This window comes from Streptosporangium minutum, assembly GCF_002149035.1.
GTDB lineage: Bacteria > Actinomycetota > Actinomycetes > Streptosporangiales > Streptosporangiaceae > Streptosporangium > Streptosporangium minutum.
The window spans coordinates 1-9929 of the sequence record NZ_NGFP01000309.1 but is presented as its reverse complement, the minus strand read 5'-3'; the positions used below and the strand labels follow the sequence as shown (position 1 = coordinate 9929).

Genomic DNA, 9929 nt, shown 5'->3' with positions numbered 1-9929 from the left:
ACGCTGGGCAGCCCGTCGTTGGCGTCCCAGCGGGACTCCAGGTAGGAGACCGCGAGGAGTACGCTCTCCGGCACGCCGTACGTCCGGGCCGCCCGCGCGAAGGCCGCCTGCCTGCTCTCCGGCATCGCGTACGGCCCGCCGGGAGCCGTCTGCCCGCTCTCCGGTGTTCCGTACGGCCCGCCGGGAGCCGCCTGCCTGAGCTGGCACTTCACGCTGCGCTCCGGCGACGGCCACATCGCCCAGCACCTGCGGGGCAGCGACATCGGCTGGCACGCGGGAAACTGGTACGTCAACAGCCGCTCCATCGGCCTGGAGCACGAGGGCTACCTGGCCAGGGGCGGCGCCTGGTACACCGAGGCGATGTACCGCTCCTCGGCCGCACTGGTCGCCCATCTCGCGCGCAAGTACGACGTGCCCCTGAACCGGGCGCACATCATCGGCCACGACAACGTGCCGGGCACCACCCCGGAGGGCGTGCGGGACATGCACCAGGACCCCGGCCCCTACTGGGACTGGGCCCACTACTTCGAGCTGCTCGGCAGCCCGCTGACCGGCTCCGCCGACCCCGGCGCCCGCTCGGTGCTGATCAGGCCGGACTACGCCCTCAACCAGCCGCGCTTCACCGGCTGCGCCAAGTCCGGCGACTGCCCCCCGCAGGGTGCCGCCTCGGTCTGGCTGCACAGCCGCCCCTCGGAGCAGGCCCCGCTGGTCAGGGACATCGGCAAGCACCCCAAGGGCGCCTCCACCTACGGCGTCTACGACCACGCGGCCCGCGCCTCCACCGGCCAGCGCTACGCGCTCGCCGAGCGCAGGGGCGACTGGACGGCCATCTGGTATCTCGGACAGAAGGCGTGGTTCCACGACCCCGAGACCGCCCGCACGTCCGTGCCCGCCGCCGGCCGCCTGGTGACGCCCCGGCCCGGCCGCGCCTCCGTCAAGGTGTACGGCAGGGCCTACCCCGAGGCGTCGGCCTACCCCCGGGGCGTTCCCCGGCAGGAGCTGATCCCCCTGCAGTACTCGTTCCCGGCCGGGCAGTTCTACAGCCTCGGCATGACGAGCCGCGCCACCTACCTCCGGGCGGGAGCCCTGGACCCGTCCAGGGACCGGGTCGTCAGGGGCGACGTCCGCTACCGCCAGATCCAGTTCGGCCACCGGATCATGTTCGTCCGGGCCGCCGACGTCAAGGTGATCTCCCAGGAAGATCCACGGTAGGCCCCCGGGTTGCGCACATCAGCGCTCCGGAGGCGCTAGAGTTTTCACGTGCCCCGGACGAGTTGCCGGGGATCACGCGGAAGTGGCTCAGTGGTAGAGCATCACCTTGCCAAGGTGAGGGTCGCGGGTTCGAATCCCGTCTTCCGCTCCAGCAGGTCCTCCGGGATCTGACTGGTGGAGTGGCCGAGAGGCGAGGCAACGGCCTGCAAAGCCGTGTACACGGGTTCAAATCCCGTCTCCACCTCAGTGCACGGACATCGGAGTCTCAAGGATCCGGTAAAGTAGCGCACGTGCCGCAGAGGGGAAACCCTGAGCGGACACGCGGAAGTGGCTCAGTGGTAGAGCATCACCTTGCCAAGGTGAGGGTCGCGGGTTCGAATCCCGTCTTCCGCTCTGGTTCGCCCGAGGACGATTAGCTCAGCGGGAGAGCGCTTCCCTGACACGGAAGAGGTCACAGGTTCAATCCCTGTATCGTCCACCATCGAAGATCCCCGGACTCCGGTCCGGGGATCTTTTTTTCTGCCGGTCACCGCCACGCCGGCCACCGGCATGCCTGTCACCGCGGCACTGGTCAGCACGGCGCCGGTCACCGCGGCACTGGTCAGCACGGCGCCGAGAGCACCGTCCCCGCCCCTCGCCCCCTCTCCACGCACTGCGGATCACGATGAACATCCTCTTGACACCCGGCGCACCGCCGTTAAGAGGCAACATAGAGGGACGCATAGCTGGAAATCGGTTAATCGCTATGCTCTTTTGACCCTGGTGAAAGGGGCCGGCCTGTGCAGCGCGTGGTGGTCGATCCGGAGGTGCCCGCGGACGTCGCCGGACTTCTCCGGCGGAACGGCCCATTGCTCTCCCGCTTCCGGGCCGGGTGGAGTCCGGCGCCGGAGGACGCCCCACGGCTTCCGGCGGCCCTCGTGGCGCCCCTCGGCGTGACGGCGGCCCTGGCCGCCGCCTTCACCGCCCTCACCGGGATATCCATGGGATTCCTGCTCGTCCTGTTCGCCGTCTACGCGACGATCCTCACCTGCGTCTACATCGGCAGGAAGCCCGCTCCGTACGACGCCGTCGAGCGCGTCCTGTACCGGCACTCGCAGCGGTACAGAGGGGGCTACCTGATCCTGGAGGACTTCGACTACGGCGCCAGGGATCTGCTCGGCCGGGTCCAGCGGGCGATCGACTCCATCCTCGGCTCCCGGGTCAACACCATCGGAATGCTCGACAGCGTGCGCAACTCGGTGATGCTGCCGGCCGAGGAATGGGAGATCGCCCGCCTGCTGACCAAGCTGTCGGCGCTGCGGGCCAAGCACGGCAACCTCGCCCGCGGCGGCAGGACGCCGGAGGTCGCCGCCGCGATGGCGCCGCTGGAGCGGGCGCTGGCCGCCAGCGAGGCCGCCGTCGTCGCCCGGGTGGAGGCCCTGGAACGTTACGCGCGCCACGTCTCCAACGCCGACCGCGCCCTCAGGTCCCAGGGCCAGATCGACGCCCTCCTGGCCCACCTGCCCGAGTACGAGCAGCTCGTCGCCGAGACGGGGGCGGCCAGGTTCTCCGCGCCGGAGATCGGTCATCTGAGCGAGGACGCCGCCCAGCTCCAGCGGGCGCTCCGCGACAGCGTCCGGTCCGCCCACGAGGCCTTCCGCTACCTCGACGGGCCTCCGCGCGGCTGACCTCTCGACGGCGGCGGTCCCGTTCACCGTCGCCGGGTCCGGGAGCGCCGATCGGGCCGGGAAAGTTCGGCCTTGCCACGGATCCCCAGGGAAGCGAGGATGACTCACATTCCTTGGAGGTAGCATGCGGATCCGCGTGGATGTCGCCCTCGGCGTGGTGGTGCTGATCGATGTGCTGCGGGTCTTCCTGCCGTCACTGATCACCCTGTTCGGCCGGGCGGGCAGCACGCCCGCGGAGATGATGGGCCTGTACGCCGTCTCCTGGTTCGTGGTGGCCTTCCTCACGGTCCCGCTGGCCCGGTCCGTCCCGCCGCGCCGGGTGGCACTTGGCGCCGGTCTCCTGCTGCTCCTGGCCCGGCTGGCGCTGCAGCCGACCTCCGGCGGCGAGGTTCAGCTCTACCTGGCGAGCGCGGGCCTGCTGGCCGGACTGGTCTGGCTGACGGCGACCGCCGTGTCCGCCCGGGACGCCCGGCCTGCGATGGCCGGAGTGATCACCGGCCTGGCGGCCTCCACGGTGATCCACGCGGCGCTGGACGGCATCGACCTGATGTGGCGCCCCGGCCCGGTCCCATGGGTGGTGCTGGCGGCCGAGCTCGTGCTGGCCGGGGTGTTCCTGCTGCGGCCCGCGCCCGCCGGGGAGGAGCACTCGGGCGCCCCGCGCGCCTGGCTGCCGGTCGGCCCCGCCCTGCTGCTGTGGGGCCTGTACACGGGCAACACCGCGCACGCCCAGGCGGCGGCCGGTTCCGCCTCCCTGGCCGCCGCCGCGGTCGTGGCGGCGTTCGCGGTGCTGTCGACGGCGCCCGCCGCGCTGCCGCTGCTCCGGCGGCCGCTGGTGCCCGCCATCGCCCTGGTCGCCTCCGCCGTGGCGTTCACGTTCGGCAGGGTCACCGTGGACGGCGTCCACGGCGTGGCACCGGGCTGGACGATCGCCGCGCAGATCATCGGTCAGGTCGCGCTGGGGGCCTGCCTGGCGCACGCGGCGGCGACCTTCGGCCCCGACCGTCCGCTGCGGCGCGGCCTGGCGGCGGCGGGGGGCATGCTGCTGTTCGTCGTGTTCGTCTTCGGTTACTACGCCGCCTATGACCTCTACCTGCCCAACCAGTGGGTGCCCGTCTGCGCGGCGCTCCTGGTGACGGTGCCCGCCGTGGTAGGCGCCACCGGCCTGCCGCGGGCCTCCTACGGCCTGCGGCTGCCGATCGCAGCCGCCGCCGCCGTCGCGCTGGTGGCGGCCGTACCTCTCTGGCAGGGCGCCACACCTGGGTGGGAGCCGCCCGGCGACGGGCTGCGGGTGGCGGCCTACAACATCCGGATGGGGTACGGCCAGTCCGGCAGGCTGTCGCTGGAGCGGCAGGCCGACACCCTCAGGGCCCTGAGGCCGCACGTGGTCGTGCTCAGCGAGGCCGATCGGGGATGGCTGCTCAACGGCGGCCACGACGACGTGCGGCTGATCGCCGAGCGGCTCGGCATGCGCTACATCTGGGCCCCGGCGACCGACGAGGTGTGGGGGGACGCTCTCCTGACCGACCTGCCGGTCACCTCGGTCCGCAACCACGTGCTCGTCCAGGGCGGTCCGACCGGGGCGCAGGCGCTGGAGGTCGGGCTGAGATGGCAGGGCAGGGACGTCACCGTCATCGGCACCCACCTGCAGCCGCCGCCCGGCTGGCGCGAGCTCGACCAGGTGGAGCAGCTCGGGCGGATCGTCAAGGACGCCTCCGCGGGGGGCCGGCCGGTGGTCGTGGCGGGCGACCTCAACCTGGAGCCGGCGGATCCGGCCTGGGAGGCGCTCATGGGCTCCGGGCTGACCGACCCCCTCGCCCCGGTCCGGCCGTTCAGCACCATCCCCTCGTCGGGGGGCCCGGCCGAGCAGATCGACCACGTGCTGGTCACCCCGGGCTTCACCGGCAGGGACCAGGCCAACGTCGACGTCCCCCACTCCGACCACCGCCCCATCGCCGTCACCCTGGTCCCGCAGTCGTGATCAGAACGTCTGGGTAGGGTCTGTTCCATGAGGGAACAACCGGTTCTGGTCTTCGACGGCGACTGCGGGTTCTGCACGACGAGCGTCCGGTTCGCCGAGCGCCGGATCGGTGTCCGGGCACGCGTCACCCCCTGGCAGTTCGCCGACCTGGCCGCGCTGGGCACCACGCGGGAGCGGGCCGAGCGCGAGGTCCTGTGGGTCGAGCGCGGCCGGGTGTACGGCGGAGCGCAGGCGGTCGCCAGGCTGCTGGTCGCCGCCGGCCCGCCGTGGAGCCTGCCGGGGCTCGCGCTGCGGGTGCCGCCCTTCCGGTGGGCGGCCCAGGGGCTCTACCGGCTCGTCGCGAGGAACCGCCACCGGCTGCCCGGCGGGACCCCCGCCTGCGCGCTTCCGGCGGGCCGGCGATGACCGTCCTGCTCACCGGCTTCGAGCCGTTCGACGGCGCCGCGGTCAACCCGTCGTGGGAGGCGGTCAAACTGGTCCCCGGGGTGCGGGCCGTACAGTTGCCGTGCGTGTTCGGCCGGGCGCTGGAGCACCTGCGGGCGGCGGTGCTGGAGCACGACCCCGCGGTGGTGGTGTGCGTCGGGCAGGCCGGGGGGCGGCCCGACGTGACGGTCGAGCGGGTGGCGGTCAACATCGACGACGCCCGCATCCCGGACAACGCCGGGCGGCAGCCGATCGACGAGCCGGTGGTGCCCGGCGGGCCCGCCGCCTACTTCGCCACGCTGCCGGTGAAGGCGTGCGCGGCGGCGGCCCGGACGGCCGGGGTCCCGGCGAGCGTGTCGCAGAGCGCCGGGACGTTCGTCTGCAACCACGTCTTCTACGGTCTCATGCATCTGATCGCCACCGAGCGGCCCGGGATCCGCGGCGGCTTCGTGCACGTGCCGTTCGCCCCGGAGCAGGTCCTCGGCCGGGCCGGGCCGTCCATGCCGGTGACGATGGTCGCCGAGGCGCTGACGGCGATCGTGGCGGCCGCCGTCTCGGTGGAGGGCGATCTCCGCCTGGTCGGCGGGTCGCTGCACTGAGGCGGATCGCTCGCACCGCGCCGGGTCCCTACAGCGGCACACCGTAGATCACTCGGCGGCCCGCGAACTCGGTCACGCTCCAGAGCGTCTTCTTGTCGCGGACGCAGGTGAGATCCTCGGGACCCACCGGGTAGGGGCGCTTCCTGACCGTGTCGCCGACCACGATCAGGCTGCCGTTCCTGGTCGCGCCCGCCGCCTGGCTGAGATACCAGGTGCCGTCGTGGGAGAGCGCGCCCTGGATCCTGGCCTCGGGCAGGCGGTAGGCGTCCAGCGCGGAGGCGACGCCGCCGGCGTCGGCGCGGAGCGTGCCGTCGGCGTTCAGCCGCCAGCGGGCCACCCGGCCGCCGGGGCCGTCCAGATACTCGCCGGAGATCAGGGTGTCGGTGGCGGTCGTGCGGTCGATCGCGGCGAAGGAGAACCGGGCGCCCCCCGAGGCCGGGGTCCAGGCGCCGGTCTGCGGCATCACGTAGCGGTAGCCGAAGGCGTTGTGCACGCCGCCCTTTCTGCCGATCGAGGTCTTGTCGTCCCCGTCCACCTCGAAGATGTGCCGGGTGTCGAAGACCCGCATGCCCCGGCTGGTGTCGGCGACGTAGAGCAGGCCGCCGTACCAGGCGACGCCGCCGGCGTGGATGTCGATCGGGGCGATGTCGCCGTCGGCGCGGGCCCGCACGAGCAGGACGTGCCGGTAGCGCAGTGCCGCCGTGTCGAGGAAGGACAGGCGTATCCCCCGCTCGGCCCCCTTCTCGGGCTTGAAGTACCAGCTCACCACGAATATCCCCGCGCCGGTCCCGGCGTCGGAGGAGCAGGTCAGTCCCTGGGGGTACCAGTCGCGGACGGCGTTGTCGTCGGCGTCGAAGCAGTACCAGTCCACCGGCCGGGGCCTCATCGTCCCGAAGGCCCCGGCCCCGGTGGCCCCCTTCCTGGCCGCGACGCGGTTCGCCTTGGCCAGTACGGTGTCGAGGGTCACGCGCTTGAGGTGTTTCTCCAGGGCCTGAACCCCGGCTGCGAGATCACCGTTGTCCCGCTTCAGCTGGAAGGGCTCCGCCGCTACGGCCGTCATCCCACTCATGGGGGGTTCTCCTCCTCCGGTCACGCCCGGACGGGCGGATCAAGACGTGGAGTTCATGAGTATGCCCCGACTTGAATACCTTTTGTGATCATATGGGCCAGGTGTGCACGGGCTCCCCGGTGAGCGCCAGCTCCCGGTAGCGGGTCACCATGCGGGCCCGGGCCGCCGGATCGCCGCCGAGCCCTTCGACGGCCTGGCGCTGCCAGATCGCACCGGTACGGCGGAGCCTGACCCGTTCCCGGATGATGTCCAGCGCCCAGTCGGCCTCGGCCGGGTCCACCCCCACCCGTTCGAGCCCGGCCTTCGCCACGGGCAGCAGGTCCAGGGCGAGCTGCGCGGCCGGCACCTCCCCCTCCACGCCCGGCCAGGCCATCGGCGCGTCCAGGCCGTGGATCGCGGCGCGGTAGAAGTTGCGGTAGGCCGCGGCGAAGGGGAAGTCCTCGACCGGCCCGACCGCCATGGCGGCGGTGAGCCCGAGCAGGAACGCGGCGTTGGCCGCCATGTCCGCGGGGGTCGGACCGGCCGGCAGAGCACGCATCTCCACCCGCAGGTGGCCGCCGTCCGCGGGATCGTAGATCGGCCGGTTCCACTGCCACACCGTCCCCTGGTGCAGCCGGAGCTCGGCCAGCTCAGGAGCCTCCCCCTCCCCAGCCGGGACCTGCTCCGAGGTCATCGGCAGCACCGGCTCGTAGTCGCGGACACAGGTCTCGAACATCTCCTCGGCGCCGCTCACCCAGCCGGAGCCGAAGGCCACCCGCCGGTCCCGGCGGTCGAGCCGTTCCACGTCCCGGTCGTCGGCCGACTCCTCGAACAGCGCGATCCTGGTCTCCTCCCACAACCGCCTGCCCAGGAAGCCCGGCGAGTTGCCGCTGACCGCCAGGACCGGGCCGGTCGCCAGCTGGGCGGCGTTGTAGATGCGGGCGAAGTCGGCGGGAGCCGTACGGAGGTGGACCTGCCAGGAGGTGTTGGCGCTCTCCAGGATCACCCCCTCGACCTCCAGCTCCAGCTCCTCGACCCCTTCGATGCGCACCCGGAACGGTTCGGTGCGCAGCCGCCGCATGCCCCGGCTCAGCGCCCGGTAGCGGCTCTCGTCGCTGAGGGCCTCGTGGGTGAAGTCGAACTCGCTCAGCGAGGGCAGGATCCCGATCGCCAGGGCCTGCCCGCCCTGCGTCCCCGCCGCCGCGTCCACCAGGGCCATCGTCTCGCGCAGCTCCCGCACCAGGGCGCTGAAGGGCCGCCCGGCGATCGGCAGCGGAGTCAGGTTGACCTCCAGGTTGAACCGGCCGAGTTCCGGCACGAGCCGGTCGTCGTCGGCGGCGTCGCGCACCTCGTGGTTACGCGGAAGCGGCCGGCCGTCGGGGGTGATGAGGAACATCTCCAGCTCGGCCCCGATGGTCGCGGGCCCGGTACCGAAGCCAGGTCTGGCGAGCAGCTCGCGGAGCGCGGCGAGCTGCTCTTCCAGCCGTTCGCCGAAGCGGACGAACTCCGCCTCGGAGAATCGGTCCTTGTCGACTTGCTGACCCATCTCACCATCCGATCCGTTGGTCCTTGTGCCCCCTCCTCTGTCCCAGCCCGGGGGTTCTAATCGGCCCGTGGCGCAAGTCACGGCCCGCACGGCGCATCCGCCCCTTCCCCCGGCGGACGCTGTCGGCGAATCCGGGTCTCGTGCCTCCAGGGCGCGGCGGGTCTTGCCGGGCCGCCACGCCCAAGGCGGATGAGGCGGCACTCGATGAGGTCCCGCTCATTAACCGCTCGACTGTCCCTCCGGCCTGCGGGACACTTCCCACGATGACGCCACGAACCGATACGCCTCCCACCTGGGACGAGCGCACCCAACTGATCACCTTCCTGGACTACGCCCGTGACACGGCGCGCGCCAAGTGCGAGGGCGTGTCCGCGGACGACGCCCGCAGGGCCCCGCTTCCGAACTCACCGCTGATGACCCTGTGCGGGCTGATCAGCCATCTGCGGTGGGTCGAGTACCACTGGTTCCAAGTGATGTTCCTGGGGGAGGAGCCCGCCGGTCCGCTCACACAGGCGAGTGACGACGACCCCGACCCCGAGATGCGGACGGCGGTCGACATTCCGTTGCCCCAGCTTCTCGCCGAATACGAGGAGCAGAGCGACCGCTATCGTCGTCTGCTGTCCGACCACGACCTGAACTCAAGGGCCAAGCGTCCCATCAGCGACGGCCGCCACGTGGACCTCCGCTGGGTGATCCTCCACCTCATCGAAGAAGTCTCCCGACACAACGGGCATCTCGACATCGTGCGGGAGCTCGTCGACGGACGGACCGGCGTCTAGGCAGCCGGCGCCGCGAAGTGTGAGGTCCTCGTCGGGGCGAGGGGAACACCCATCAGCCACGCGTCAATCCGTGGCAGGTTCATCGCCGCGGCGGTGAGCAGGTGCTGAAGATGGGTCTTGGCGGTCCCGCGAGTCGAGAACGCCTCGGCGGAGTCCTCGTCTTCGAACAGCGCTCCCAGCTCGTCACGGATCCTGATCGCCATGCTCCCTTTGGGGAACGCCGCCCACGCCACCTCTCCGGTAGTTGCAGGGATCAGCTCAGAACCCGCCGGACGCGACGGCACCGAAGACGTCGTTCCCACCCGGAACACAGAGAGCAGCCCCATGATCACAGCTCTGATCATGGGGCTGCTCCGTTTTGGATGATTCGCCAACAGTGTCCCTGGCACTCCGGGGCCTGAAGAATGCTGCACAGGCCGCCGGGCCGCGCGAGCGGGCCGGCGGCGCCGGACGAGTCAGGGAGTGTGCGCCGATGCGAGCGGTGGTCTTCGACGCCTTCGGGTCAGATCTGCGGGTGCGCGAGGTGCCCGCCCCCGCGCCGCCGCCCGGCGGGGCGGTGATCCGGGTGGAGGCGACCGGCCTGTGCCGGAGCGACTGGCACGGCTGGCAGGGCCACGACCCGGACATCCGGGTCCTGCCGCACGTTCCCGGGCACGAGCTGGCGGGGGTCGTCGAGG

10 protein-coding genes, 4 tRNA genes and 1 pseudogene are annotated in these 9929 nt (G+C 71.9%); 11 read left to right on the top strand and 4 right to left on the bottom strand.

All coding sequences use genetic code 11. The features are described from left to right. A pseudogene (locus tag CA984_RS39230) lies at window positions 1–293 on the bottom strand (hypothetical protein); the annotation flags it as partial. On the opposite strand from CA984_RS39230, the gene CA984_RS39225 reads away from it, so the two are divergent. The 9 genes from CA984_RS39225 to pcp all read left to right on the top strand — a co-directional run bounded on the left by CA984_RS39225 (window position 196) and on the right by pcp (window position 5879). After that, the gene (locus tag CA984_RS39225; RefSeq protein ID WP_341351755.1) at window positions 196–1212 is read left to right on the top strand and encodes an N-acetylmuramoyl-L-alanine amidase; all 1017 of its coding nucleotides are present in this window, start codon (window positions 196–198) and stop codon (window positions 1210–1212) included. The pseudogene CA984_RS39230 and the gene CA984_RS39225 overlap by 98 nt on opposite strands. 76 nt (window positions 1213–1288) lie before the next feature. Continuing rightward, a tRNA-Gly gene (locus CA984_RS39220) sits at window positions 1289–1363 on the top strand. A gap of 22 nt (window positions 1364–1385) precedes the next feature. Next, window positions 1386–1456: transfer RNA gene (locus CA984_RS39215), tRNA-Cys, on the top strand. 77 nt (window positions 1457–1533) lie between these two features. Further along, window positions 1534–1605: transfer RNA gene (locus tag CA984_RS39210), tRNA-Gly, on the top strand. 13 nt (window positions 1606–1618) lie between these two features. After that, window positions 1619–1693 (top strand) — tRNA-Val (locus tag CA984_RS39205). Between the two features lie 298 nt (window positions 1694–1991). Continuing rightward, entirely contained in the window at window positions 1992–2879 is an 888-nt protein-coding gene (locus CA984_RS39200) for a hypothetical protein (protein WP_242676421.1), read from the top strand. Between the two features lie 124 nt (window positions 2880–3003). Further along, the gene (locus CA984_RS39195; protein WP_086578434.1) at window positions 3004–4857 is read left to right on the top strand and encodes an endonuclease/exonuclease/phosphatase family protein; all 1854 of its coding nucleotides are present in this window, start codon (window positions 3004–3006) and stop codon (window positions 4855–4857) included. A 27-nt stretch (window positions 4858–4884) separates the two neighbouring features. Further along, a complete protein-coding gene (locus tag CA984_RS39190) occupies window positions 4885–5262 on the top strand; it encodes a thiol-disulfide oxidoreductase DCC family protein (protein WP_086578433.1) in 378 nt (125 codons plus the stop codon). Then, window positions 5259–5879 (top strand): pyroglutamyl-peptidase I, encoded by a 621-nt coding sequence (gene pcp / locus CA984_RS39185; RefSeq protein WP_086578432.1) that lies wholly within the window; start codon window positions 5259–5261, stop codon window positions 5877–5879. Before CA984_RS39190 ends, pcp begins: the two co-directional genes overlap by 4 nt. Before the next feature lie 28 nt (window positions 5880–5907). Here pcp and CA984_RS39180 read toward each other — a convergent pair whose 3' ends face one another. Beyond that, the gene (locus CA984_RS39180) at window positions 5908–6948 is read right to left on the bottom strand and encodes a hypothetical protein (RefSeq protein WP_133061912.1); all 1041 of its coding nucleotides are present in this window, start codon (window positions 6946–6948) and stop codon (window positions 5908–5910) included. Window positions 6949–7036: 88 nt separating this feature from the next. Continuing rightward, on the bottom strand, window positions 7037–8473 hold the full coding sequence (locus tag CA984_RS39175; RefSeq protein ID WP_086578430.1) for a glutamate--cysteine ligase family protein: 1437 nt from the start codon (window positions 8471–8473) through the stop codon (window positions 7037–7039). 263 nt (window positions 8474–8736) lie between these two features. On the opposite strand from CA984_RS39175, the gene CA984_RS39170 reads away from it, so the two are divergent. Beyond that, the gene (locus CA984_RS39170; protein WP_086578429.1) at window positions 8737–9252 is read left to right on the top strand and encodes a DinB family protein; all 516 of its coding nucleotides are present in this window, start codon (window positions 8737–8739) and stop codon (window positions 9250–9252) included. Here CA984_RS39170 and CA984_RS39165 read toward each other — a convergent pair. Then, window positions 9249–9536 (bottom strand): transposase, encoded by a 288-nt coding sequence (locus CA984_RS39165; RefSeq protein ID WP_242676422.1) that lies wholly within the window; start codon window positions 9534–9536, stop codon window positions 9249–9251. The genes CA984_RS39170 and CA984_RS39165 overlap by 4 nt on opposite strands. A gap of 188 nt (window positions 9537–9724) precedes the next feature. Between CA984_RS39165 and CA984_RS39160 the strand changes: the two genes are divergently transcribed. After that, a partial coding sequence (locus CA984_RS39160) for an alcohol dehydrogenase catalytic domain-containing protein (RefSeq protein ID WP_165781589.1) occupies window positions 9725–9929 on the top strand: 205 nt, incomplete at its 3' end.

Coding starts and splice junctions, on each gene's coding strand:
- CA984_RS39195 (WP_086578434.1), top strand. CDS start 3,004: ATGCGGATCCGCGTGGATGTCGCCCTCGGCGTGGTGGTGCTGATCGAT.
- CA984_RS39190 (WP_086578433.1), top strand. CDS start 4,885: ATGAGGGAACAACCGGTTCTGGTCTTCGACGGCGACTGCGGGTTCTGC.
- pcp (WP_086578432.1), top strand. CDS start 5,259: ATGACCGTCCTGCTCACCGGCTTCGAGCCGTTCGACGGCGCCGCGGTC.
- CA984_RS39180 (WP_133061912.1), bottom strand. CDS start 6,948: ATGAGTGGGATGACGGCCGTAGCGGCGGAGCCCTTCCAGCTGAAGCGG.
- CA984_RS39175 (WP_086578430.1), bottom strand. CDS start 8,473: ATGGGTCAGCAAGTCGACAAGGACCGATTCTCCGAGGCGGAGTTCGTC.
- CA984_RS39170 (WP_086578429.1), top strand. CDS start 8,737: ATGACGCCACGAACCGATACGCCTCCCACCTGGGACGAGCGCACCCAA.